This window comes from Mitsuaria sp. RG, assembly GCF_028369275.1.
Taxonomy (GTDB): domain Bacteria; phylum Pseudomonadota; class Gammaproteobacteria; order Pseudomonadales; family Pseudomonadaceae; genus Aquipseudomonas; species Aquipseudomonas peradeniyensis.
Genome location: NZ_JAQMYQ010000028.1, coordinates 41,576 through 64,592, shown reverse-complemented (window position 1 = coordinate 64,592; position 23,017 = coordinate 41,576). Strand labels below are relative to the sequence as shown.

The 23,017-nt window shown below is 64.3% G+C and carries 20 protein-coding genes; 13 read left to right on the top strand and 7 right to left on the bottom strand.

What is annotated here, in order from left to right:
- Window positions 1–123: 123 nt before the first annotated feature.
- Window positions 124–1,116 carry an AraC family transcriptional regulator gene (locus POF53_RS16615; protein ID WP_475860134.1) on the bottom strand — a complete coding sequence of 331 codons (993 nt, stop codon included), beginning with the start codon at window positions 1,114–1,116 and terminating at the stop codon, window positions 124–126.
- A 296-nt stretch (window positions 1,117–1,412) separates the two neighbouring features.
- Window positions 1,413–2,837 carry an aspartate ammonia-lyase gene (gene aspA, locus POF53_RS16610; RefSeq protein WP_110736208.1) on the bottom strand — a complete coding sequence of 475 codons (1,425 nt, stop codon included), beginning with the start codon at window positions 2,835–2,837 and terminating at the stop codon, window positions 1,413–1,415.
- Window positions 2,838–3,018: 181 nt separating this feature from the next.
- Between aspA and POF53_RS16605 the strand changes: the two genes are divergently transcribed.
- From POF53_RS16605 to POF53_RS16585, 5 genes are all read left to right on the top strand, one after another.
- Window positions 3,019–3,948, top strand: coding sequence for a LysR substrate-binding domain-containing protein (locus POF53_RS16605; protein ID WP_050707560.1), 930 nt, complete (start codon window positions 3,019–3,021; stop codon window positions 3,946–3,948).
- Between the two features lie 171 nt (window positions 3,949–4,119).
- On the top strand, window positions 4,120–4,611 hold the full coding sequence (gene purE / locus POF53_RS16600; protein ID WP_050707559.1) for a 5-(carboxyamino)imidazole ribonucleotide mutase: 492 nt from the start codon (window positions 4,120–4,122) through the stop codon (window positions 4,609–4,611).
- A gap of 10 nt (window positions 4,612–4,621) precedes the next feature.
- Window positions 4,622–5,704, top strand: a complete 1,083-nt coding sequence (locus POF53_RS16595) for a 5-(carboxyamino)imidazole ribonucleotide synthase (protein WP_232855409.1) — start codon at window positions 4,622–4,624, stop codon at window positions 5,702–5,704.
- A 96-nt stretch (window positions 5,705–5,800) separates the two neighbouring features.
- Window positions 5,801–6,046: a GlsB/YeaQ/YmgE family stress response membrane protein gene (locus POF53_RS16590; protein ID WP_050707557.1), complete on the top strand. Its 246-nt coding sequence runs from the start codon at window positions 5,801–5,803 to the stop codon at window positions 6,044–6,046.
- Window positions 6,047–6,096: 50 nt separating this feature from the next.
- The gene (locus tag POF53_RS16585) at window positions 6,097–6,630 is read left to right on the top strand and encodes a DUF3299 domain-containing protein (protein WP_028689975.1); all 534 of its coding nucleotides are present in this window, start codon (window positions 6,097–6,099) and stop codon (window positions 6,628–6,630) included.
- An 84-nt stretch (window positions 6,631–6,714) separates the two neighbouring features.
- Here POF53_RS16585 and POF53_RS16580 read toward each other — a convergent pair whose 3' ends face one another.
- Both POF53_RS16580 and POF53_RS16575 read right to left on the bottom strand, forming a co-directional pair.
- On the bottom strand, window positions 6,715–7,614 hold the full coding sequence (locus POF53_RS16580; protein ID WP_498968574.1) for a D-hexose-6-phosphate mutarotase: 900 nt from the start codon (window positions 7,612–7,614) through the stop codon (window positions 6,715–6,717).
- 73 nt (window positions 7,615–7,687) lie between these two features.
- On the bottom strand, window positions 7,688–8,086 hold the full coding sequence (locus tag POF53_RS16575) for an acyl-CoA thioesterase (RefSeq protein WP_003253317.1): 399 nt from the start codon (window positions 8,084–8,086) through the stop codon (window positions 7,688–7,690).
- A 362-nt stretch (window positions 8,087–8,448) separates the two neighbouring features.
- Between POF53_RS16575 and POF53_RS16570 the strand changes: the two genes are divergently transcribed.
- From POF53_RS16570 to POF53_RS16535, 8 genes are all read left to right on the top strand, one after another.
- Window positions 8,449–9,738, top strand: coding sequence for an MFS transporter (locus POF53_RS16570; protein WP_232855407.1), 1,290 nt, complete (start codon window positions 8,449–8,451; stop codon window positions 9,736–9,738).
- A gap of 304 nt (window positions 9,739–10,042) precedes the next feature.
- On the top strand, window positions 10,043–11,041 hold the full coding sequence (locus POF53_RS16565; RefSeq protein ID WP_232855406.1) for a phosphate ABC transporter substrate-binding protein PstS: 999 nt from the start codon (window positions 10,043–10,045) through the stop codon (window positions 11,039–11,041).
- Window positions 11,042–11,229: 188 nt separating this feature from the next.
- Window positions 11,230–13,473, top strand: a complete 2,244-nt coding sequence (locus POF53_RS16560) for an ABC transporter permease subunit (protein WP_498968570.1) — start codon at window positions 11,230–11,232, stop codon at window positions 13,471–13,473.
- Window positions 13,474–13,490: 17 nt separating this feature from the next.
- On the top strand, window positions 13,491–15,161 hold the full coding sequence (pstA, locus tag POF53_RS16555) for a phosphate ABC transporter permease PstA (RefSeq protein WP_498968568.1): 1,671 nt from the start codon (window positions 13,491–13,493) through the stop codon (window positions 15,159–15,161).
- Window positions 15,162–15,266: 105 nt separating this feature from the next.
- On the top strand, window positions 15,267–16,067 hold the full coding sequence (gene pstB / locus POF53_RS16550; protein ID WP_498968590.1) for a phosphate ABC transporter ATP-binding protein PstB: 801 nt from the start codon (window positions 15,267–15,269) through the stop codon (window positions 16,065–16,067).
- A gap of 194 nt (window positions 16,068–16,261) precedes the next feature.
- The gene (gene phoU, locus POF53_RS16545) at window positions 16,262–17,032 is read left to right on the top strand and encodes a phosphate signaling complex protein PhoU (RefSeq protein WP_110736220.1); all 771 of its coding nucleotides are present in this window, start codon (window positions 16,262–16,264) and stop codon (window positions 17,030–17,032) included.
- A gap of 163 nt (window positions 17,033–17,195) precedes the next feature.
- Complete coding sequence (locus POF53_RS16540; protein WP_050707550.1) at window positions 17,196–18,101, top strand: response regulator; 906 nt, start codon at window positions 17,196–17,198, stop codon at window positions 18,099–18,101.
- Between the two features lie 206 nt (window positions 18,102–18,307).
- Window positions 18,308–19,207, top strand: coding sequence for a peptidoglycan DD-metalloendopeptidase family protein (locus POF53_RS16535; RefSeq protein ID WP_498968566.1), 900 nt, complete (start codon window positions 18,308–18,310; stop codon window positions 19,205–19,207).
- A gap of 96 nt (window positions 19,208–19,303) precedes the next feature.
- Here the strand turns inward: POF53_RS16535 and POF53_RS16530 are convergent, their stop codons facing one another.
- The 3 genes from POF53_RS16530 to phoB form a co-directional block, all read right to left on the bottom strand.
- Window positions 19,304–20,644 carry a hemolysin family protein gene (locus POF53_RS16530; protein WP_203649361.1) on the bottom strand — a complete coding sequence of 447 codons (1,341 nt, stop codon included), beginning with the start codon at window positions 20,642–20,644 and terminating at the stop codon, window positions 19,304–19,306.
- 184 nt (window positions 20,645–20,828) lie between these two features.
- Complete coding sequence (gene phoR / locus POF53_RS16525) at window positions 20,829–22,136, bottom strand: phosphate regulon sensor histidine kinase PhoR (protein WP_203649363.1); 1,308 nt, start codon at window positions 22,134–22,136, stop codon at window positions 20,829–20,831.
- Between the two features lie 36 nt (window positions 22,137–22,172).
- Window positions 22,173–22,862, bottom strand: a complete 690-nt coding sequence (gene phoB, locus POF53_RS16520; protein WP_003253341.1) for a phosphate regulon transcriptional regulator PhoB — start codon at window positions 22,860–22,862, stop codon at window positions 22,173–22,175.
- Between the last annotated feature and the right edge of the window lie 155 nt (window positions 22,863–23,017).

The following is a 23,017-nucleotide window of genomic DNA, read 5'->3' as shown; positions in this document are numbered from 1 at the left end:
TGCGGATGGCCAAAAGGGGATCGATGTGGCCAAGGCATGTGCTGGCCTCATCGCGGGGCAAGCCCGCTCCCACGCCAGATCTTCCGTGGGAGCGGGCTTGCCCCGCGATAGGGTCGGCTCAGATCAACCGCGGAAATGACTGGGCGCCACGCCGCTCCAACGCTGGAAGGCATGCCTGAAACTCGCCGTCTCGCTGAACCCCAGCGATTCGGCAATGCGATAGATCGGCATCTGGTCTTCGGCCAGCAGTTGCTTGGCCCGTTCGAAGCGCAACTCGTCGAGCAGCTGTTGATAACTGCTGCCCAGCGCCTGCAGGTGCCGGCGCAAGGTGCGCGACGAGCAGTTCATCTGCCGTGCCAGCCCCTCCAGCCCGGGAGCGGCATCCAGCTGTTGGACCAGCAACTGGCGAATGCGCCCGAGCCAGGCCTGGCGTCCGGTGAACTCCAGGTTCAGGCGCCGGCAGCGTTCGCCCATGGCCTTGTGGGTGATCGGGTCGGCCAGCGGCAGCGGCATGTCCAGCCAGCGGCGCTCGAAGGCGAAGGCGTTATCGCCGGCCTCGAAGCCGAGCGGGCACTGGAATGCACCGTCGTAGAGCGTGTGGTAGCCGGGGCGCGAGTGTTCGAAGCGCGCCGCCAGCAGCGGCAGCGGGCGGCCGAGAAGGTCATCGCAGATCACTTTCAGCGACACCAGGCAGAACTCGGCGTTGAAAGCGGCAAGGCCGGGGGCGTCGTAATGATCGCTGGCACAGAGCCAGATCCGCTGGCCGTCGTCCACCAGGCGCAGCTGGAAGACTGTTCCCAGCAGTGCCGGGTAACTCAGCGCCAGGCGCAGGGCGTCACCCAAAGTGGCACTGGAGAGCAGGGCGTAACCCAGCATCCCGTAGCACGAAACATGCATCCGTCGGCCCAGTTCCAGGCCGATGTCCTCGCGTCTGGCCACGGCGTTGGCGCACACCTGCAGCTCCTGCTGGGTGGTGATGCGCGCATCGGCGTGGCCCAGGTCCGCCGGGCCTATGCCGCTGCCGGCGAGCAGCTGCCGCGAGTCGACGCCGGCCTCCTGGAACACCTGGAGGATCAGCGAAACCGCGTTGAGGGTGGTGAGGTGGCTGTGCAGCATGCTCGGCGTCCCATTGGGCTGAGCGGATAATGGAGCAAGTTGTGTGCCGCCCGAGACTGTAGGAGCGGCCTTGTGCCGCGAAAGGGCTGCATGGCAGCCCCGGGATTTCAGCATTGACGCAAAGATCGGCGGGGCCGCTTTGCGGCCCTTTCGCGGCACAAGGCCGCTCCTACAGGGGGCGCGCATGGCTTGAAGTGCAGGTACAAAAAAAGGGCCCGGAGCGTGCGCTCGGGCCCTTGAAAGGTTGAGAGGTGTCTAGTCCCTCGACCTGGTGAGACTGTTTGCAGCGGTCTGGGTTACGCCTTCAGCGGAACCAGACGGGGAGCGATCATGTTTTCCGGACGCAGGATGTCGTTGAGCATCTCTTCGTCCAGCAGCTTCTCTTCGCGCACCAGTTCCAGTACACCGCGGCCGGTTTCCAGGGCGACGCGGGCGATACGGGTGGCGTTTTCGTAGCCGATGTACGGGTTCAGGGCGGTGACCAGGCCGATCGAGTGCTCGACCAGTTCACGGCAGCGCTGTTCGTTGGCGGTGATGCCGACGATGCAGTGCTCGCGCAGCATGTCCATGGCGCGTTGCAGCAGGCGGATCGAGTCGAAGATCTTGTAGGCGATCAGCGGTTCCATCACGTTCAGCTGCAGCTGGCCACCTTCGGCGGCGACGGTCAGCGCCAGGTCGTTGCCCATGATGGCGAAGGCCACCTGGTTGACGGCTTCCGGGATTACCGGGTTGACCTTGCCTGGCATGATCGAGCTGCCTGGCTGGCGCGCCGGCAGGTTGATCTCGTTGATGCCGGTGCGTGGGCCGCTGGACAGCAGGCGCAGGTCGTTGCAGATCTTCGACAGCTTGACTGCGGTGCGCTTGAGCATGCCGGAGAACAGCACGAAGGCGCCCATGTCGGAGGTGGCTTCGATCAGGTCGGCAGCCGGGACCAGCGGCTGGCCGCTGATGATCGCCAGGCGCTGAACGGCCAGCATCTGGTAGCCCGGGTCGGCGTTGATGCCGGTACCGATGGCGGTACCGCCCAGGTTGATTTCGGTCAGCAGTTCCGGAGCCAGCGAGCGCAGGCGCTGCAGGTCTTCGGTCATGGTGGTGGCGAAGGCGCGGAATTCCTGGCCCAGGGTCATCGGCACGGCGTCCTGCAGCTGGGTACGGCCCATCTTCAGTACGTGGTCGAACTCTTTACCTTTGGCGGCGAAGGCCTGGATCAGGCTGTCGAGGCTGGCCAGCAGGGCGTCGTGGCCCAGCAGCAAGCCCAGACGGATCGCGGTCGGGTAGGCGTCGTTGGTCGACTGCGCCATGTTCACGTCGTTGTTCGGGTGCAGGTACTGGTACTCACCTTTCTGGTGGCCCATGTGCTCCAGCGCGACGTTGGCGATGACTTCGTTGGCGTTCATGTTGGTGGAGGTGCCAGCACCGCCCTGGATCATGTCCACGACGAACTGATCGTGGAAGTCACCCTTGATCAGTCGGGCGCAGGCTGCAGTGATGGCAGCGTGCTTGGCATCGCTCAGGTGCCCCAGCTCACGGTTGGCGTCAGCAGCAGCCTGCTTGACCATCGCCAGGCCGACTACCAGTTTCGGGTAGTGCGACAGCGGAACGCCGGAGAGGTGGAAGTTGTTGGCAGCGCGCAGAGTCTGGATGCCGTAGTAGGCATCGGCAGGGACTTCAAGGGTACCAAGCAGATCTTTTTCGACGCGGAACGATGCAGCGGAGGACATGATGGATATCATCTCGATTTTGACCCGGCACCTGCCGGAATGGCGCCAATGCTAGGGCTGCCCGGATTTTGCGGCCAATGCTGTTGCACGCTAACCTATGCACAAACGGCATACGGTTTGATGTGACGCCGATTGACAATCGAGCGTGTTCCATTTTGGTGCACGCGTTGCGGAGTAGTCGATGAACCTCGAAAGCAAATGGCTGGAAGACTTCAGTGCCTTGGCCTCCACCCGCAGTTTTTCCCAGGCGGCCGAGCGCCGTTTTGTCACCCAGCCGGCCTTCAGCCGACGCATACGCAGCCTGGAGGCGGCGCTGGGGCTGACCTTGGTGAATCGTTCCCGCACACCCATCGAACTGACCGAAGCCGGTCAGCTGTTTCTCGTCACTGCGCGTACCGTTGTCGACCAGTTGAGCGAAGTTCTCCGCCATTTGCATCACCTCGAAGGCGGGCAGGGCGAGGTGATCCAGGTGTCGGCGGCGCACTCCCTGGCGTCGGGCTTTTTCCCGCGCTGGGTGGCGCAGTTGCGCAACGATGGCTTGAACATCGCCACGCGCCTGGTGGCCACCAACGTCGGTGATGCCGTTCATGCATTGCGCGAAGGTGGCTGCGACCTGATGCTGGCTTTCTATGACCCGGACGCCGCCCTGCAGATGGACGCCGAGATATTCCCCTCATTGCACATGGGCACCACCGAAATGCTTCCGGTGTGCGCGGTGGGCCCGGACGGCAAGCCGCTGTTCGACCTGGAGGGCGAGGGTAGCGTGCCGCTGCTGGCCTATAGCGCCGGCGCCTTTCTCGGCCGTTCGGTCAATCTGCTGCTGCGCCAGCGCAACCTGCGCTATACCACTGTCTATGAAACCGCGATGGCCGACAGTCTCAAGAGCATGGCCCTCGAAGGCATGGGCATCGCCTGGGTGCCGAGGCTGTCGATGCGTGGTGAGCTGGAGCGCGGCGAACTGGTGATCTGTGGCGGCAGCCAGTGGCATGTGCCGCTGGAAATCCGCCTGTATCGCTGCGCGCTGGTGCGCAAGGCCAACGTGCGGTTGCTGTGGCGCAAGCTGGAGGGCGGCTCAGTTGACCCGAAAGTCAGCCAAACCCCCGAAAAATAAGGGCGACAGTTGGTCGCCGGGGGTGCCGTGATCGCCTCGCGTTACGCTATACTGCGCGGCCCCTCGACCGGATAGATCCGGTCATGATCAGCAAACAAGCCACGCCGGTCGTCCCGCGTGGCTTGTTGTTTTTTGACGCGCCTGCGGGCGCACAAGCGAAGAGGCTCGACGATGAGTGCACTGGTTGGCGTGATCATGGGCTCCAAGTCCGATTGGTCCACCCTTAGCCACACCGCCGATATGCTGGAAAAACTCGGCATCCCCTACGAGGTGAAGGTGGTTTCCGCCCACCGTACCCCGGACCTGCTGTTCCAGTACGCCGAGGAGGCCGAAGGCCGCGGCATCGAGGTGATCATCGCCGGTGCCGGCGGCGCCGCCCACCTGCCAGGCATGTGCGCCGCCAAGACCCACCTGCCGGTGCTGGGCGTGCCGGTGCAGTCGTCGATGCTGTCGGGTGTCGATTCGCTGCTGTCGATCGTGCAGATGCCGGCCGGCGTGCCGGTAGCCACCCTGGCCATCGGCAAGGCCGGCGCGATCAACGCCGCGCTGCTGTCGGCGAGCATCCTGGGCGCCAAGTACCCGCAGTTCCACGCGGCGCTCAAGCAGTTCCGCACCGAGCAGACCGACACCGTGCTGGACAATCCAGACCCGCGCCAGGCTTGAGGTTGACGCTATGAAGATCGGTGTAATCGGTGGCGGCCAACTGGGCCGCATGCTGGCCCTGGCGGGCACCCCGCTGGGCATGAACTTCGCCTTCCTCGACCCGGCCCCGGACGCCTGCGCCGCCCCGCTGGGCGAGCACCTGCGCGCCGACTACGGCGACCAGGACCACCTGCGCCAGCTGGCCGACGAAGTCGACCTGGTAACCTTCGAGTTCGAGAGCGTGCCGGCGGAAACCGTCGCCTTTCTCTCGCAGTTCGTGCCGGTCTACCCGAGTGCCGAGGCCCTGCGCATCGCCCGTGATCGTCTGTTCGAGAAGAGCATGTTCCGCGACCTGGGGATTCCGACCCCGGCTTTCGCCGACATCCTCTCGCAGGAAGACCTGGATGCGGCCGTCGCCAGCATCGGCCTGCCGGCCGTGCTCAAGACCCGCACCCTGGGGTATGACGGCAAGGGCCAGAAGGTCCTGCGCAAGCCTGAGGACGTGGTCGATACCTTCGCCGAGCTGGGTAGCGTGCCCTGCCTGCTGGAAGGTTTCGTGCCGTTCACCGGCGAAGTGTCGCTGGTGGCCGTGCGTGCCCGCGATGGCGAAACCCGCTTCTATCCGCTGGTGCACAACACCCACGACAGCGGCATCCTGAAACTGTCGGTGGCCAGCGACGCGCACCCGCTGCAGGCCCTGGCCGAAGACTACGTCGGTCGCGTGCTGCAGAAGCTGGACTATGTCGGCGTCATGGCCTTCGAGTTCTTCGAAGTCGACGGCGGCCTGAAGGCCAACGAGATCGCCCCGCGCGTGCACAACTCCGGGCACTGGACCATCGAAGGCAGCGAGTGCAGCCAGTTCGAGAACCACCTGCGCGCCGTCGCCGGCCTGCCGCTGGGTTCGACCGCCAAGGTCGGCGAGAGCGCCATGCTCAACTTCATCGGCGAAGTGCCGCCGGTGGACAAGGTCGTGGCCATCGACGATTGCCACCTGCACCACTACGGCAAGGCGTTCAAGGTCGGACGCAAGGTCGGCCATGCCACCCTGCGCTGCGCCGACATGGCCACCCTAAAGGCCAAGATCGCCGAAGTAGAGGCGTTGATCGCCGGCTGATCGAACTTCTGCCCGGCAATGCCGCTCTGAGATGGCAACATGCCAAAGCGCTGACTAGGCTTTGGCATGTTTCATGTTCAACACAGAGGGATTGCCATGGGCATCATTGGAACCATCTTCATCGGCCTGATCGTCGGCCTGCTGGCGCGTTTCCTGAAACCGGGTGACGACAGCATGGGCTGGATCATGACCATCCTCCTCGGCATCGCCGGCTCCCTGGCCGCCACCTATGGCGGGCAAGCCCTGGGCATCTACCAGGCCGGACAGGCCGCAGGCTTCTTCGGGGCCCTGGTCGGCGCCATCATCCTTCTGGTGATCTACGGCTTCATCAAGAAGAACTGAACACAGGCTAGAATGCCCGGCAATTCAATCCCGAGTTGTCGAGCATTCCCATGCGTGCGTTATTTCTCGTCCCCCTGCTGTTGGCCAGCGCCCTGGCCCATGCCGAACTGCCCGAGACCGACTGGCTTGAGCTGATGCCCAAGTCGGACCAGAAAGCCCTCGAGCAGATGCCCGAGATCGACCACGACTCCCCGGAAGCCCAGGGCACCTTCACCGCCAAGGGTGGCCTGAAGCAGAGCAAGGGCTTGCCTGCGGTGATGTACTCGACCAAGACCGTGGCAGCGATGAACGGCAAGCAGATCCGCCTGGGCGGGTATCCGGTGCCGCTGGAGAGCGATGCCAAGGGCAACAGCACGCTGTTCTTCCTGGTGCCGTACCCGGGCGCCTGCATCCACGTACCGCCGCCGCCGCCGAACCAGCTGGTGCTGGTGCGTTATCCGAAAGGTTTGAAGATCGACGACATCTACACGCCGTTGTGGGTGACCGGCACGCTGAAGGTGGAGACGGTCAGCAATGACCTGGCGGATGCGGCGTATGCGCTGGAGGCGGGGCAGGTGAGGGTGGTGGAGGATGCTGATCTGTGATTGGACCAATCGCGGGGCAAGCCCGCTCCCACGTGATAGTCGTGGGAGCGGCGATGCGGCGACCCGACTTGCCCCGCGATGGCATTAACAGAGCACTTCGCTACCGATCGCCACGCTCATCGCATGGCTCGCCCCCGGCTTGAGCACCACCACGTCATCCATCACATTCGCCGTCTCGATGCACAGCATGCGCTGCCAGCCATCGTCGGCCATGTCCGGCAGGTCGCGGGCACGGTCGATCCAGGGGTTCCAGATCACCGCAGTGCGTGAGCCGCCGGCCTGCAGGGTGATGCGTCGGTTCCAGTGCGGGTCGACGATGGCCAGGTGCTCGGGGGCGTTCAGGTAGATGCGGTCGGTCTCGCCCGCGAAGCCCAGGTGGCCCTGCTGCTGGCGCTGCTCCCAGTTGGCCAGGGTTTCGATATAGGCCAACCCGTCCACGCCCTCCACCTGTACCTGGCGCACGTCGCTTACCGCGAAGTAGCTGTGCAGGGCCTGGCTCAGGGTGACGTCGGTACTGCCGAGGTTGTAGCTGGTGAGGGTCAGCTTCAGCTGGTCGCCCAGTTCCACCAGCAGCTTGAGCTGGACCTCGTGGGCCCAGCCGGGCAGGTCGCCCTGGGCTTCGGGCAGTTCGAATTCGATCCGCAGGTTGTCGCCGTGTTTCTCGGCCACCAGCAACTGCCAGTCGCGCCCGCGCACCAGGCCGTGGGCCGGTGGTTGCTCACCCTTGTACATGGCTTTGACCGAGTCGGGGTTGCGTTCGAAGATGCCGAACCATGGCCAGCACACCGGTGCGCCGGCGCGCACCGACTTGCCCTTGCGGAAGATGGCCTGGTCGCTCAGCCACAGCAGCGGCGGTTCGCCGATCCGCTGGTAGCTGAGGACCTGCGCGCCCTGCTGGGCGATCAATAGTTCGGCATGCTCGCTGGTGATGCGCCAGCAATTAAGTTCGCCGTGAAGCTCGGTCTCGACCGTGAAGTTAGCCATTGCGCTCGTCTCATTGATTGTCTGTCAGGCCGTTGGACCCGGTGACGTGCAATGAGTTTACCGCTCGCTCGGCTCAGCGACGAGGCACCGAGCGGGTGCGACCGCTGCCGTCGATGGCGACGAACACGAACACGGCTTCGGTGACCTTGCGCCATTCGCTGGACAGCGGGTCGTCGCTCCACACTTCGACCATCATCTGGATCGAGCTGCGGCCGATCTCCAGGGTCTGGGTATAGAAGGACAGCTGCGCGCCCACCGCCACCGGCACCAGGAAGGCCATGCGGTCGATGGCCACCGTGGCCACCCGGCCGCCGGCGACGCGGCTGGCCATGGCGGTGCCGGCCAGGTCCATCTGGGCGACCAGCCAGCCGCCGAAGATATCGCCGAAACCATTGGTCTCGCGTGGCAGCGCGGTGATCTGCAAGGCCAGGTCGCCCTGCGGGATAGGATCTTCTTGTTCGAGCTCAATCATGCCGTGGGGCCTCTGACCCGTGAAGCTTCGTTGGTGGCGCAATGAAGGACGCCGTAAAAACGATTCAGCAACACGCATACTACGCTGATTTCGCTTCGCGAGGCGGCCAAAGGGAAACTCTGCGAAACAGTCTGACAACAATGACCGACGTTTTCGCACAACTTCCCACAATGGAAGCAACCTTTTCCTACGAGCGGGCAGTATATATACCTGCACAGCCAGCGACGACCGCACATTCATGAATATCTGTATGGATTTTGTACCGCTATGAGCGCGGCTCGGCAATTTGCTATCTTCGCTGCCTAGCCAATCCAGAAGCCGCATGCCAAGCGGTCCGCAGACCTACAAGAGAAAGAACAGCGATGACCTCCGTGCAGAGCAGTATCGAGCAGCCGTCCCGGCCGTTGTCCCGCAGTGACTACAAGACCCTCTCGCTGTCCGCCCTCGGCGGGGCCCTGGAGTTCTACGACTTCATCATCTTCGTGTTCTTCGCCACGGTGGTCGGCAAACTGTTCTTCCCGGCCGACATGCCCGAATGGCTGCGCCTGATGCAGACTTTCGGCATCTTCGCCGCCGGCTACCTGGCCCGCCCCCTGGGCGGCATCGTCATGGCCCACTTCGGCGACCTGCTCGGACGCAAGAAGATGTTCACCCTGAGCATCTTCCTGATGGCCGTGCCGACCCTGGTGATGGGCCTGCTGCCCACCTATGAGCAGATCGGCCTGTGGGCACCGATTCTGCTGTTGTTGATGCGGGTGATCCAGGGCGCGGCCATCGGCGGCGAGGTGCCGGGGGCCTGGGTGTTCGTCTCCGAGCACGTGCCGGCGCGCAACACCGGCTATGCCTGCGGCACCCTGACCGCGGGCCTGACCTCGGGCATCCTGCTTGGCTCGCTGGTGGCGACGCTGATCAACACGATCTATACCCCGTACGAAGTGGCGGACTTTGCCTGGCGTATCCCGTTCCTGCTCGGTGGGGTGTTCGGCTTCTTCGCGGTCTACCTGCGCCGCTGGCTGCATGAAACCCCGGTGTTCGCCGAGATGCAGGCGCGCAAGGCGCTGGCCGAGGAACTGCCGCTGCGCGCGGTGCTGCGCGACCACCGCGGCGCGATCATCCTGTCGATGCTGCTCACCTGGCTGCTGTCGGCAGGCATCGTGGTGATCATCCTGATGACCCCGGCCTTGCTGCAGAGCATCTATCACGTCAGCCCCACCGATTCGCTCAAGGCCAACAGCCTGGCCATCGTGCTGCTCAGCCTGGGCTGCATCGGGGCTGGCAGCCTTGCCGACCGTTTCGGCGCCGGGCGCGTGTTCATCGTCGGCAGCCTGGCGCTGCTGGCGTCGTCCTGGGCCTTCTACCACAGCCTGCCGACTCGACCGGACCTGCTGTTCCCGCTGTACGCCCTGACTGGCCTGTGCGTGGGTATCGTCGGCGCCGTGCCCTACGTGATGGTCAAGGCCTTCCCGCCAGTGGTGCGCTTCAGTGGCCTGTCGTTCTCCTACAACCTGGCCTACGCGATCTTTGGCGGGCTGACGCCGATGGTGGTGACCGCGCTGCTCAAGTTCAGCCCTATGGCACCGGCCTATTATGTGGCGTGCCTGTGTGCCGTTGGTCTGCTGGTTGGTACCTATCTGCTCGTCAACAAGCGCTGAGCCGAACAAAAATCGCGGACCTGTAGGAGCGGCCTCGTGCCGCGAAAGGGGCGCGCAGCGGCCCCAGGATCTCGGCCTCCTGCAAGACCGTCGGGGCTGCTTTGCAGCCCTTTCGCGGCGCAAGGCCGCTCCTACAGGGGCGTGCTCCGACCCGCTCCAGAAACATCTTGAAAGGCCATCCCGGATAACCGGTGATGGCCTTTCATCCAATTGTCACATTCGAGTCATAGAGTGTTCATGCGGCCTGCAGATACTTGGGCCCGTTCCATCTCACAACCCACGATATTCCTGCTAGGAGCAAGGCATGAAACTGAAGCGTTTGATGGCGGCCCTGACCTTTGCCGCCGCTGGCGTCGCTGCCGCCAATGCGGTCGCCGCTGTCGATCCTGCAATCCCGACCTACACCAAGACCACCGGTGTATCGGGCAACCTCTCCAGCGTCGGTTCCGACACCCTCGCGAACCTGATGACCCTGTGGGCCGAGGCCTACAAGAAGGAATATCCGAACGTAAACATCCAGATCCAGGCCGCCGGCTCCTCGACCGCGCCACCCGCGCTGACCGAAGGCACCGCCAACCTGGGCCCGATGAGCCGCAAGATGAAGGACGTCGAGCTGCAGGCCTTCGAGCAGAAGTACGGCTACAAGCCGACCGCCATCCCGGTCGCCGTCGACGCCCTGGCCGTGTTCGTGCACAAGGACAACCCGATCAAGGGCCTGACCATGGCTCAGGTTGACGCCATCTTCTCCTCCACCCGCCTGTGCGGCGCCAAGGCTGACGTCAAGACCTGGGGCGACCTGGGCGTGACCGGCGACCTGGCCAACAAGCCAGTGCAGCTGTTCGGCCGCAACTCGGTATCGGGTACCTACGGCTACTTCAAGGAAGAAGCCCTGTGCAAAGGCGACTTCAAGCCTAACGTCAACGAACAGCCTGGCTCGGCCTCGGTCGTGCAGTCGATCAGCTCCTCGCTGAACGGCATCGGCTACTCGGGCATCGGCTACAAGACCGCCAGCGTCAAGACCGTGGCCCTGGCCAAGAAAGAAGGCGGCGCCTTCGTTGAAGACAACGAAGCCAACGCCCTGAACGGCACCTACCCGCTGTCGCGCTTCCTCTACGTCTACGTCAACAAGGCCCCGAACAAGCCTCTGGCCCCGCTGGAAGCCGAGTTCGTCAAGCTGGTGCTGTCGCAGGCCGGCCAGCAAGTTGTCGTGAAGGACGGCTACATCCCGCTGCCAGCCAAAGTGGTCGACAAGACCCTGGCCGACCTGGGCCTGTCCCACGCGGGTAACGTTGCAAAGAAGTAAGTAACTGAGGATGAGGCCGGTGCCAACTATGCCCGGCCTCCTCCACGAATTCCTTAGTCCGAAGCCAGGGCTCCTGAGCGGCGGGCTTTTTTGCGTCACTGCACTGTCATGTTTTTGTCATACGGGACCGCTAGGGTGTGCGCATGAATGATCTGGCCAACTCCACAATGACCCAAAATTCTCCTCCCGTGCGCATTGACTTCAATACGCCCGAGTTGCAACGCAAGCGCCGCATGCGCGCCCTCAAGGACCGCCTGACCCGCTGGTACGTCCTGGTGGGCGGCCTTGCCGTGCTGGCAGCGATCACGCTGATCTTCTTCTACCTGGCCTACGTGGTGCTGCCGCTGTTCCAGGGTGCCGAGTTGACCAGCAAGAAAGCCCTGGAGCCGACCTGGCTGCAACAGGACGCCGGCAAACCCCTGATGATCGCCCTCGAGGAGCAGAACCTCGTGGGCATGCGCGTGTCCGACAAGGGCCAGGCGCTGTTCTTCGATACCAAGACCGGCAATGAACTGAAGCGCGTCGACCTGCCACTGCCCGCCGGCGCCCAGGTCAGCTCGATCAGTACCGACCAGCCCGGCAGCCCGCTGGTGGTGCTGGGCCTGTCCAACGGCCAGGCGCTGGTGTTCCACCACACCTACAAGATCACCTATCCGGACAACAAGAAGACCATCGAGCCGGGTATCGACTACCCCTATGGCCAGGACCTGTTCACCCTGGATGACCAGGGCCGTGCGCTGGAGCACGTGAGCGTCAACGTCAATGGCGATACCCTGCTGCTGGCCGGTTCCACCGGCGCGCACCTGCAGGTGCTCGAACTGTCGCGCACCGAGAACATGATGACCGACGAGGTCACCATCGAGCAGAACCGCATCGAGCTGCCGCAGATGACCGAGGTGGTGAAGAACATCTTCATCGACCCGCGCCAGCAGTGGCTGTATGTGGTCAACGGCCGCGCCACCGCCGATGTGTTCAGCCTGCGCGACAAGAGCCTCAATGGCCGCTACAAGCTGCTGGAAGACGGCAACGCCGAAATCACCGCGACCGCCCAGCTGGTCGGCGGCATCTCACTGATCTTCGGTGACTCCAAGGGCGGCCTGAGCCAATGGTTCATGGCCCGTGACCCGGATGGCGAGTCGCGCTTCAAGCTGATCCGCAGCTTCCAGCTGGGCAAGGCCCCGGTGGTGCAGATCGACGCCGAAGAGCGCCGCAAGGGCTTCATCGCCCTGGACAGCGAAGGCAAATTGGGCGTGTTCCACAGCACCGCGCACCGCACCCTGCTGGTCGAATCGGTCGCCGAAGGCGCGGGTGTACTGGCCCTGTCGCCGCGCGCCAACCGCATCATCATCGAAGAAGGCGGCAAGCTGCTGCCGCTGAGCCTGCGCAACCCGCACCCGGAGATCTCCTTCAGCGCGCTGTGGGGCAAGGTCTGGTACGAGAACTACGACGAGCCTAAATACGTCTGGCAGTCGACCGCCTCGAACACCGACTTCGAACCCAAGCTGAGCCTGTCGCCGCTGACCTTCGGTACGCTCAAGGCCGCGTTCTACGCGATGATCCTGGCCGCTCCGCTGGCCATCGCCGCCGCCATCTACACCGCCTACTTCATGGCCCCGGGCATGCGCCGCAAGGTCAAGCCGGTGATCGAGCTGATGGAAGCGATGCCGACGGTGATCCTCGGCTTCTTCGCCGGCCTGTTCCTCGCGCCGTACCTGGAAGGCCACCTGCCGGGCGTGTTCAGCCTGTTCGTGATCATGCCAATCGGCATCCTGCTCGCCGGCTTCAGCTGGAGCCGCCTGCCGGAGTCGATCCGCCTGCGCATCCCAGATGGCTGGGAAGCGGCGATCCTGATCCCGGTGATCCTGGTGATCGGTTGGTTCGCCCTGTACATGAGTCCGTTCCTCGAGAGCTGGTTCTTCAAGGGCGACATGCGCCTGTGGATCAGCAACGACCTCGGCATCACCTACGACCAGCGCAACGCCTTGGTGGTCGGTATCGCCATGGGCTTCGCGGTCATCCCGAACATCTACTCCATCGCCGAAGACGCCGTGTTCAGCGTGCCGCGCAGCCTGACCCTGGGTTCGCTGGCCCTGGGCGCCACGCCGTGGCAGACCCTGACCCGCGTGGTCATCCTCACTGCCAGCCCGGGTATCTTCTCGGCGCTGATGATCGGCATGGGCCGCGCGGTGGGCGAGACCATGATCGTGCTGATGGCCACCGGCAACACCCCGGTGATGGAGATGAACCTGTTCGAGGGCATGCGCACCCTGGCCGCCAACGTGGCCGTGGAAATGCCCGAATCGGAAGTCGGCGGCAGCCACTATCGTGTGCTGTTCCTCGCCGCCCTCGTGCTGCTGATGTTCACCTTCGTGATGAACACCCTGGCCGAGCTGATTCGCCAGCGCCTGCGCAAGAAATACTCGTCGCTTTGATAGAAAGGTAGAGATCCGTGAAAAAGGATTCCCTCAAAGGCTGGTTCAAGAGCGGCGCCCCCGGCGTCTGGATCAGTGGTGGCGCGGTCGCCATGGCGGTCATCATGACCGTCGGCTTGCTGGCCGTGATCGCCGTGCGCGGCCTGGGCCACTTCTGGCCGGCCGACCTGGTCCAGGCCACCTACAAGGTGCCGGGCCAGGCCGACCACGTGGTCATCGGTGAAGTGGTACAGAAGGAAGAAGTACCCCGCGAACGCCTCAAGGGTGCCGGCCTGCCGGTGCCCGAGCAGGGGCCGGAGTTCATGACCCGCGAGCTGATCAAGGTCGGTAACCGCGACCTCAACGGCAGCGACTTCACCTGGGTGGTGGGTGAGTGGCTGGTGGACCAGCAAAAGCCTGTCGACCTGATCGCCCTGGAGCGCCGCGAGTGGGGCAACTTCTATGGCTACCTGGTCAGCGTCAAGGAAGAAGGCCGCGTGGTCGCCCAGGGCCCCGAGGCCTGGACTGAGCTGCAGACCCGCCTCAAGCGCGCCAGCGAGCTGAACGACCAGCTGGTGAAGCTGGAGAAGAAGGATATCGGCGCCATCAACCATGGCCTCGAGCGCCTGCGCCTGCACAGCCGCAAGCTGGAACTGGACGGCAAGCTGGACGCTGCCGCCCAGGCCGACATGGACGCCGAGCGCGCCGAGCTGAACAACCGCTACAAGGCCATCGAAGAGCGCCTGACCGGCCTGCACCAGGCCTTCGCCCGCGACAGCCTGGTGGCCCGCGACGGCAACGGCCGCGAAGTGGAGATCAACCTGAGCAAGGTGGTCCACGCCATCCAGCCGAACGCCATGTCCGGTCTGAGCAAGATGGGTGCCTACTTCGCCAAGGTGTGGGAGTTCCTCAGCGACGATCCGCGTGAAGCCAACACCGAAGGCGGTATCTTCCCGGCCATCTTCGGCACCGTGATGATGACCCTGATCATGGCCGTGATCGTCACCCCGTTCGGCGTATTGGCGGCGGTCTACCTGCGCGAGTACGCCAAGCAGGGCCCGGTGACCCGGTTGATCCGCATCGCGGTGAACAACCTGGCCGGCGTTCCGGCGATCGTCTACGGCGTGTTCGGCCTGGGCTTCTTCGTCTACGTGCTGGGCGGCTCGATCGACCGATTGTTCTTCCCCGAGTCGCTGCCGGCGCCGACCCTCGGCACCCCCGGCCTGCTGTGGGCCTCGCTGACCCTGGCGCTGCTGGCGGTGCCAGTGGTGATCGTGGCCACCGAGGAAGGCCTGGCGCGGATTCCGCGCACGGTGCGCGAGGGCTCGCTGGCCCTGGGCGCGACCAAGGCCGAGACCCTGTGGAAGATCGTCCTGCCGATGGCCAGCCCGGCCATGATGACCGGCATGATCCTCGCCGTGGCCCGTGCCGCCGGCGAAGTGGCCCCGCTGATGCTGGTGGGTGTGGTGAAGCTGGCGCCGTCGCTGCCGGTGGATGGCAACTACCCGTACCTGCACCTGGACCAGAAGATCATGCACCTGGGCTTCCACATCTACGACGTCGGCTTCCAGAGCCCCAACGTCGAGGCCGCGCGGCCGCTGGTGTACGCCACGGCGCTGTTGCTGGTGCTGGTGATCGCCACCCTCAACCTCTCGGCGGTGTGGATCCGTAACCACCTGCGCGAGAAGTACAAGGCCCTCGACCACTGATCCTGATTGCAAGCGTGCCGCCCGAACGCCGGGCGGCCCTTTGAAACGAATTGATAGCGTATGGAGTTGACCATGCAGCATGAATCCCACGCCCACGGCATCGACATGTCGGCCCTGGGCCGCGACAAGCAGAGCCTGCGCCTGGCCGAAGAGACCGTGGCCATCGAAGTACCCGGGCTGTCCCTGTTCTACGGCGACAAGCAAGCGCTGTTCGACGTCAGCATGAACATCCCCAAGCAGCGCGTGACTGCCTTCATCGGCCCGTCCGGCTGCGGCAAGTCGACCCTGCTGCGGACCTTCAACCGCATGAACGACCTGGTCGATGGCTGCCGCGTGGAAGGCGCCATCAACCTGTACGGCAGCAACATCTACCGCAAGGGCGAGGACGTGGCCGAGCTGCGCCGCCGCGTGGGCATGGTGTTCCAGAAACCCAACCCGTTCCCCAAGACCATCTACGAGAACGTGGTCTACGGCCTGCGTATCCAGGGCATCAACAAGAAGCGCGTGCTCGACGAAGCCGTCGAGTGGGCGCTGAAGGGCGCGGCGCTGTGGGATGAGGTCAAGGACCGCCTGCACGACTCGGCCCTGGGCCTGTCCGGTGGCCAGCAGCAGCGCTTGGTGATCGCCCGTACCATCGCCGTGGAGCCGGAAGTGCTGCTGCTCGACGAACCGTGTTCGGCGCTGGACCCGATCTCGACGCTGAAGGTCGAAGAGCTGATCTACGAACTGAAATCCAAGTACACCATTGTCATCGTCACCCACAACATGCAGCAGGCAGCCCGCGTTTCGGACTACACCGCGTTCATGTACATGGGCAAACTGGTCGAATTCGGTGACACCGACACCCTGTTCACCAACCCGGCGAAGAAGCAGACCGAAGACTACATCACCGGTCGCTACGGCTAACTATTGGTCACAGGGTGCTTGTGTAGGAGCGGCCTTGTGCCGCGAAAGGGCTGCAAAGCAGCCCCGGCGATTTTTGCATCACGGCTGAAATCCTGGGGCCGCTTCGCGGCCCTTTCGCGGCACAAGGCCGCTCCTACAGGCCAGGGAACGACACGAATCACTTGAAGCTTGCAGCTGCTTCGCGGAGCGAAACGATGATCAACAAAGAAAGCCTTACCCACCATATCTCCCAGCAGTTCAACGCCGAGCTCGAGGAGGTGCGCAGCCACCTGCTGGCCATGGGCGGGCTGGTCGAGAAACAGGTGAACGACGCCGTCACCGCGCTGATCGAGGCCGACTCGGGCCTGGCCCAGCAAGTGCGAGAGGTCGATGAACAGATCAACCAGATGGAGCGCAACATCGACGAGGAGTGCGTGCGCATCCTCGCCCGTCGCCAGCCGGCGGCCTCCGACCTGCGCCTGATCATCAGCATTTCCAAGTCGGTGATCGACCTGGAGCGCATCGGCGACGAGTCGACCAAGATCGCCCGCCGCGCCATCCAGCTGTGCGAGGAAGGCGAGTCGCCGCGTGGCTACGTCGAGGTGCGCCACATCGGCGACCAGGTGCGCAACATGGTTCGCGACGCACTGGACGCTTTCGCCCGCTTCGACGCCGAGCTGGCGCTGTCGGTGGCCCAGTACGACAAGACCATCGACCGCGAGTACAAGACCGCGCTGCGCGAGCTGGTCACCTACATGATGGAAGACCCGCGCTCGATCTCCCGTGTGCTCAGCGTGATCTGGGCCCTGCGTTCGCTGGAACGCATCGGCGATCACGCGCGCAACATCTCGGAGCTGGTGATCTACCTGGTGCGTGGCACCGACGTGCGCCACATGGGCCTCAAGCGCATGAAGGCCGAGGTGCAGGGCGAAGCGTTCGATGAGGGCGAAATCGCTAATGTTCCGGCTGAACCGGACGATAAATAGGATTGCTCCCGAGCATGAACGCCCGGCAACCGCCGGGCGTTTTCGTTTGCGGTCGAGCACCAGCAGGCACCCGCGAACCGTGTGAGAAGTCCCGGCGTGACCAGTGGTTTGGCAAATGGCCATCAGTCGGCGGTATGCTAGCCGGGATTCAAGAGGAGTATCGATGAGTAAAGTGAATGTGCTGGTCGTGGACGATGCCCCGTTCATCCGCGACCTGGTAAAAAAGTGCCTGCGCAACGCCTTTCCCGGCGTGGTGATCGAGGACGCGGTCAACGGCCGCAAGGCCATGGCCATGCTGAGCAAGGAACGTTTCGACCTGGTCCTGTGCGACTGGGAGATGCCCGAGATGTCGGGCCTCGAGCTGCTGACCTGGTGCCGCCAGCAGGAAGAGATGAAGACCATGCAGTTCATCATGGTGACCAGCCGTGGTGACAAGGAAAACGTGATCCAGGCCATCCAGGCCGGTGTTTCCGATTTCGTCGGCAAGCCGTTCACCAACGAGCAGCTGCTGACCAAGGTGAAGAAGTCGCTGACCAAGATCGGCAAGCTCGATGCCCTGATGTCCAGCGCGCCGGCGCGGGTCAACTCGGCCTTCGCCAACGACTCGCTCAGCGCCCTGACCGGCGGTCGCCCGGAAGCGGCCAAGGTCGCGGCTCCGGCGCCTGTTGCCGCTGCTGCCAAGCCACTGATCAACGCACCGACGCCGAAGACTGCCGCCGCCGCGGCCCAGACTGGCCGTGGCCAAGGCCAACTGCGCCTGTCCAGTGGCACCCAGCCGTGCATGATCAAGGCCCTGAGCCTCAAGGAAGCCCTGCTGGTGGTCCGCCGTGGCACCAACCTGCCGCAGGTGCTCGAAGGCGCGGTGCTGGACCTGGAGCAAGGCGAGAATGCCGAAACGGCGCGGCTGAACGGCTACCTGCACGCCATTGCGGCGCTGGAACCCAAGCCTGAGAGCGACTGGCTGCAACTGACCTTCAAGTTCGTCGACCAGGATGCGCAGAAGCTCGACTACCTGTCGCGGCTGATCGCTCGCGGCACGGCGCAGAAGCACTTCACGCCCGGCGCCTGATGGCCGCTTGAGCACCGCGACAGGTCGGAGCGGATTTTGTGGGAGCGGGCTTGCCCCGCGATAGTGGTGGTATGGCCACCGTCGTCATCGCGGGGCAAGCCCGCTCCCACGTTACCCATCCGGCACTTCGCCCGACCAACTGTCATATCCCTCTCAAATCCGGCTGCTAGGCTTCGACAGAACACAACTGTCAAAAAGCCACCATCATGCCGCCCGCCCGCCTGCTGCTGTTCTGTGCCTTGCTCACGGCCTCGGCGTCGTGCCTGGGCATGACCGTCTACAAGACTACCGACACCTTCGGCGTGGTCTCCTACTCCGACCGACCGAGCCCTGGGTCGAAAGCCTTTGTGTTCCGTGAGCCCATGGTCGAGCGCCTGGATGGCCAGGTTCGCCTGAAGACCGAGTCCTTTGCCGGTGGCGTGCGCTTTGTCGCCCGCAACGAACTGTTCGTGCCCATGGAGGTAGAGCTGCGCGTGGAGCGCCTGGCCAATGCCCAGGGCGGCAACGCCCCGCGCATCGTCCGACGGCTGGTGCCGCCGCGCTCGACCCAGGTGCTCAGCGTGGTCCAGGCCCGCCAGGGGAGCAGCCTCAGGTACGACACCAAGTTTCGCTATGCCATGGGCGACCCGGGCCAGCGCCCGCTGGGCTATCGCTATCCCTTCCCCTGGAAGGGCGGGCCGTTTCGCCTGAGCCAGGGGCCCAACGGCCGTTTCAGCCACTTCGGGCCCAAGGGTCGCTACGCCATGGACATCGCCATGCCCGAAGGCACACCGATTATCGCGGCGCGGGGTGGGGTGGTGGTGAAGATCGAGAACAACCAGAGCGGGCGGGGCAACAACCCGGCGGGCAACTTCGTCAGGATCCTGCACCCGGACGGCACCATGGGCGTGTACCTGCACCTGATGCGCGGTTCGGTGGTGGTAGGCGAGGGGCAGCGGGTGGCCCAGGGGCAGGCGCTGGCCAAGTCGGGCAACACCGGCAACAGCAGCGGGCCGCACCTGCATTTCGTGGTGCAGCGCAATGTGGGGTTGGCGCTGGAGTCGATACCGTATCAGTTCGACCGGCCGATTGGCGGGTTACCGGATTTTACTGCCGGCAACCCTTGAGGCTTTCGCGGCACAAGGCCGCTCCTACAGGGGAATGCGATCTACTGTAGGAGCGGCCTTGTGCCGCGATAGGGCTGCAAAGCAGCCCCAGGGATATCAATCGAGCTTGAGCACCTTGGCCAGCACGATCTTCGGCCCTTTCATCTTCTTGATGATGATGCGCAGGCCGTCGACCTCCAGCACTTCCTCTTCCTCGGGCACGCGCTTGAGGGTCTCGTAGACCAGGCCGGCCAGGGTTTCCGCCTCGATATGGTCGAGGTCGACGCCCAGCAGGCGCTCGACCTTGAACAGCGGCGTATCACCGCGTACCAGCAGCTTGCCCGGCTGGTAGGCGAGGATGCCGCGCTCGGTCTTGCGGTGTTCGTCCTGGATATCGCCGACCAGCACCTCCAGCACGTCTTCCATGGTCAGGTAGCCGATCACCTTGCCATCGGCTTCCTCCACCAACACGAAGTGCGCGCCACCCTTGCGGAACTGCTCCAGCAGCTGGGACAACGGCATGTGCCGCGACACGCGCTCCAGCGGGCGGGCGAGGTCCTCGAGGTCGATGGTCTCGGGCAGGTGGTCCAGCTCGGCCAGCTCCAGCAGCAGGTCCTTGATGTGCAGCAGGCCGGTGAACTCCTCGCGCTCGGCGTCATACAGCGGATAACGGCTGAACTTGTGACGGCGCAGCAGGGCGAGGATTTCCTTCAGCGGCGCATGGGCGTCGATGCTGACCATGTCTTCGCGGGAGTTGGCCCAGTCGACCACTTCCAGCTCGCCCATCTCCACGGCCGAGGCCAGCACGCGCATGCCCTGGTCGCTCGGATCCTGGCCGCGGCTGGAGTGCAGGATCAGCTTGAGCTCCTCGCGGCTGTAGTGGTGCTCGTGGTGCGGCCCGGGCTCACCTTGGCCGGCGATGCGCAGGATGGTGTTGGCGCTGGCGTTGAGCAGGTAGATGGCCGGGTACATTGCCCAGTAGAACAGGTACAGCGGCACGGCAGTCCACAGCGACAGCAGCTCGGGCTTGCGGATCGCCCACGACTTCGGTGCCAGCTCGCCGACCACGATGTGCAGGTAGGAGATCACGAAGAAGGCGACGAAGAACGAGATCGCCTTGATCAGCTCGGGGCTGTCCACGCCCACGGCGGCCAGCAGCGGCTCGAGCAGGTGGGCGAACGCCGGCTCGCCGACCCAGCCCAGGCCCAGGGAGGCGAGGGTGATGCCCAGCTGGCAGGCCGACAGGTAGGCGTCGAGCTGGTTGTGCACCTTGCGCAGGATGCTGCCACGCCAGCCGTGCAGCTCGGCGATGGATTCGACCCGGGTGGAACGCAGCTTGACCATGGCGAACTCGGCGGCAACGAAGAAGCCGTTGAGCAGCACCAGGAACAAGGCGAAGAGAATCATGCCGAAATCGGCGAACAACGAGGTGAGGCTGATACCAGGGGAAGGGTCCATGATGGAGTTTTTACGGGGTCCGTCTTTGAATTGAAGAGAAAAAAAGTGCCAGCGATGGCTGGCACGGGGGATCCAATGTAGCGGCTGGAGCCGCAAAAGCAAAGGGGATGCGTCCCATCGCGGGGCAAGCCCGCTCCCACGATCGCTTAGGCAGTGCGTGGGAGCGGGCTTGCCCCGCGATGATTCAGGCTTTGCTTGACACCAATTGCGCCGGCGCGAAGTGGCAGGTAAAGGTGCTGCCATGCCCCGGCACGCTGCTGATTTCCAGGCGTGCGCGATGACGCATCAGCACATGCTTGACGATCGCCAGCCCCAGCCCGGTGCCGCCGGTATTGGACGCACGGCTTGAGTCGACCCGGTAGAAGCGTTCGGTCAGGCGTGGCAGGTGCTTGGCTTCGATCCCCACCCCCGAGTCCTGCACGCTCAGGTGCGCGCCCTGTTCGTCGGCCCACCAGCGGATGCGGATATTGCCTTCGTCCTGGGTGTACTTGACCGCATTGAACACCAGGTTGGAGAACGCGCTGCGCAGCTCCGACTCACTGCCCTTGAGACGAATGCCGGGCGTCGCCTCCAGGCTGATGCGCTGGTTGCGCGGGCCGGACAGGGCCTGGGCGTCGTTCTTGATGGCACCGAGCAGGGTGTCGACCAGCACCGGCTGGTTGTCCGAGGGGTAGTCGGTGGCCTCGAGCTTGGCCAGCAGCAGCAGGTCGTTGAGCAGGGTCTGCATGCGCGAGCCTTGCGCGCTCATCTGCTGCAGGGCGCGGCTCCAGCGTGGGTTCACATCCTCGACGTTGTCCAGCAGCGTCTCCAGGTAACCGGTGATCACCGTCAGCGGCGTGCGCAGCTCGTGGGAAACGTTGGCGACGAAGTCTTTGCGCATCTGTTCCAGCTGGTGGATGCGGGTCACGTCGCGTACCAGCATCAGGTGTTCGTTGTTGCCGTAGCGGGTCAGGTGCAGTTGCACGCGCAGGCGGTCGTTGATCGGCGAGGGGATCTCCAGCGGCTCGGCGTAGTTGTCCGACTCGAAGTACTCCTTGAAGCGCGGGTGGCGCACCAGGTTGGTCACCGGCTGGCCGCCGTCCTGCGGCGTCTTGAAGCCCAGCAGGGTCTCGGCGGCGCGGTTCCACCACTCCAGGTTGCCTTCGCTGTCGAGCATGATCACCGCGTCGCGCAGGGCGGCGGTGGACTCCTGGACCCGGTCGATCACTGCTTGCAGGCGGCCGCGCACGCGCTGGTCGCGGCGTTGCAGGTGGTAGATGCTGTCGAACACCTCGCCCCACAGGCCGTAGCCATCGGGGGGCGCTTCGTCGGGCTGGTGGTTGCGCAGCCAGTCGTGCAGGCGCAGCAGCTGCTTCAGCGTCCAGCCCAGGTACAGGGCCAGGCCGATGGCCAGGCTCCAGCCGTAGTAGCCGCTGACCAGCCCGCCGATCAGGCAGACGGTGATCAGCAGGAGCATGTGGCGAATCAGGGTCGCGTGCCAGTTCTGGTTCAATTGACAGTCCTTGTACAGCGGGCGCTGGGGCTTCGATCAGCTCTTGGTCGAGAAGCGATAGCCGGTGCCGCGGACGGTTTGTACCAGATTTTCATAGGCTTCACCCAGCGCCTTGCGCAGGCGACGGATGTGCACGTCGACGGTGCGTTCCTCGACGTAGACGTTGCCGCCCCAGACCTGGTCGAGCAGTTGGCCACGGGTGTAGGCGCGCTCCTGGTGGGTCATGAAGAACTGCAGCAGGCGGTATTCGGTGGGACCCATCTCGGCCGGCTTGCCGTCGATGGTCACGCGGTGGCTGATCGGGTCGAGCAGCAGGCCACCGACTTCGATCGGCGCCTCGCTGTCGCTCGGGCCGGTGCGGCGCAGCACGGCCTTCAGGCGCGCCACCAGCTCGCGGGGGGAGAACGGCTTGGTGATGTAGTCGTCGGCGCCGACTTCCAGGCCCTGGATCTTGTTGTCCTCTTCACCCTTGGCGGTGAGCATGATGATCGGGATGTCGCCGGTCAGTTCGTCGCGCTTGAGGCGGCGGGCCAGCTCGATGCCCGAGGTGCCCGGCAGCATCCAGTCGAGCAGGATCAGGTCCGGCTTGCGGTCGACGATGATGGCGTGGGCCTGTTGCGAGTTCTCGGCCTCGAGGCAGTCATAGCCGGCCATTTCCAATGCAACGGCGATCATCTCGCGGATAGGCGCTTCGTCGTCGACGATCAGAATGTTTCTGCCAACCATGCTCAATTACCTCTCCCAGGAACGGTGTCTTGGCCCGCATTAGATAACGGAATTATTGCAGCTGTGTGACAGGGTGTTGGCCATTCTGGCGACATTGCGTGACTGGGCTAGGCTTCAGGGGGCCGCGAAGGCGGCGCGGACATTCAATCCACCCC

Excerpts from the sequence above, each read along its gene's own strand:
- POF53_RS16615 (WP_475860134.1), bottom strand. The coding sequence starts at position 1,116 with ATGCTGCACAGCCACCTCACCACCCTCAACGCGGTTTCGCTGATCCTC.
- aspA (WP_110736208.1), bottom strand. The coding sequence starts at position 2,837 with ATGTCCTCCGCTGCATCGTTCCGCGTCGAAAAAGATCTGCTTGGTACC.
- POF53_RS16605 (WP_050707560.1), top strand. The coding sequence starts at position 3,019 with ATGAACCTCGAAAGCAAATGGCTGGAAGACTTCAGTGCCTTGGCCTCC.
- purE (WP_050707559.1), top strand. The coding sequence starts at position 4,120 with ATGAGTGCACTGGTTGGCGTGATCATGGGCTCCAAGTCCGATTGGTCC.
- POF53_RS16595 (WP_232855409.1), top strand. The coding sequence starts at position 4,622 with ATGAAGATCGGTGTAATCGGTGGCGGCCAACTGGGCCGCATGCTGGCC.
- POF53_RS16590 (WP_050707557.1), top strand. The coding sequence starts at position 5,801 with ATGGGCATCATTGGAACCATCTTCATCGGCCTGATCGTCGGCCTGCTG.
- POF53_RS16585 (WP_028689975.1), top strand. The coding sequence starts at position 6,097 with ATGCGTGCGTTATTTCTCGTCCCCCTGCTGTTGGCCAGCGCCCTGGCC.
- POF53_RS16580 (WP_498968574.1), bottom strand. The coding sequence starts at position 7,614 with ATGGCTAACTTCACGGTCGAGACCGAGCTTCACGGCGAACTTAATTGC.
- POF53_RS16575 (WP_003253317.1), bottom strand. The coding sequence starts at position 8,086 with ATGATTGAGCTCGAACAAGAAGATCCTATCCCGCAGGGCGACCTGGCC.
- POF53_RS16570 (WP_232855407.1), top strand. The coding sequence starts at position 8,449 with ATGACCTCCGTGCAGAGCAGTATCGAGCAGCCGTCCCGGCCGTTGTCC.
- POF53_RS16565 (WP_232855406.1), top strand. The coding sequence starts at position 10,043 with ATGAAACTGAAGCGTTTGATGGCGGCCCTGACCTTTGCCGCCGCTGGC.
- pstB (WP_498968590.1), top strand. The coding sequence starts at position 15,267 with ATGTCGGCCCTGGGCCGCGACAAGCAGAGCCTGCGCCTGGCCGAAGAG.
- phoU (WP_110736220.1), top strand. The coding sequence starts at position 16,262 with ATGATCAACAAAGAAAGCCTTACCCACCATATCTCCCAGCAGTTCAAC.
- POF53_RS16540 (WP_050707550.1), top strand. The coding sequence starts at position 17,196 with ATGAGTAAAGTGAATGTGCTGGTCGTGGACGATGCCCCGTTCATCCGC.
- POF53_RS16535 (WP_498968566.1), top strand. The coding sequence starts at position 18,308 with ATGCCGCCCGCCCGCCTGCTGCTGTTCTGTGCCTTGCTCACGGCCTCG.
- POF53_RS16530 (WP_203649361.1), bottom strand. The coding sequence starts at position 20,644 with ATGGACCCTTCCCCTGGTATCAGCCTCACCTCGTTGTTCGCCGATTTC.
- phoB (WP_003253341.1), bottom strand. The coding sequence starts at position 22,862 with ATGGTTGGCAGAAACATTCTGATCGTCGACGACGAAGCGCCTATCCGC.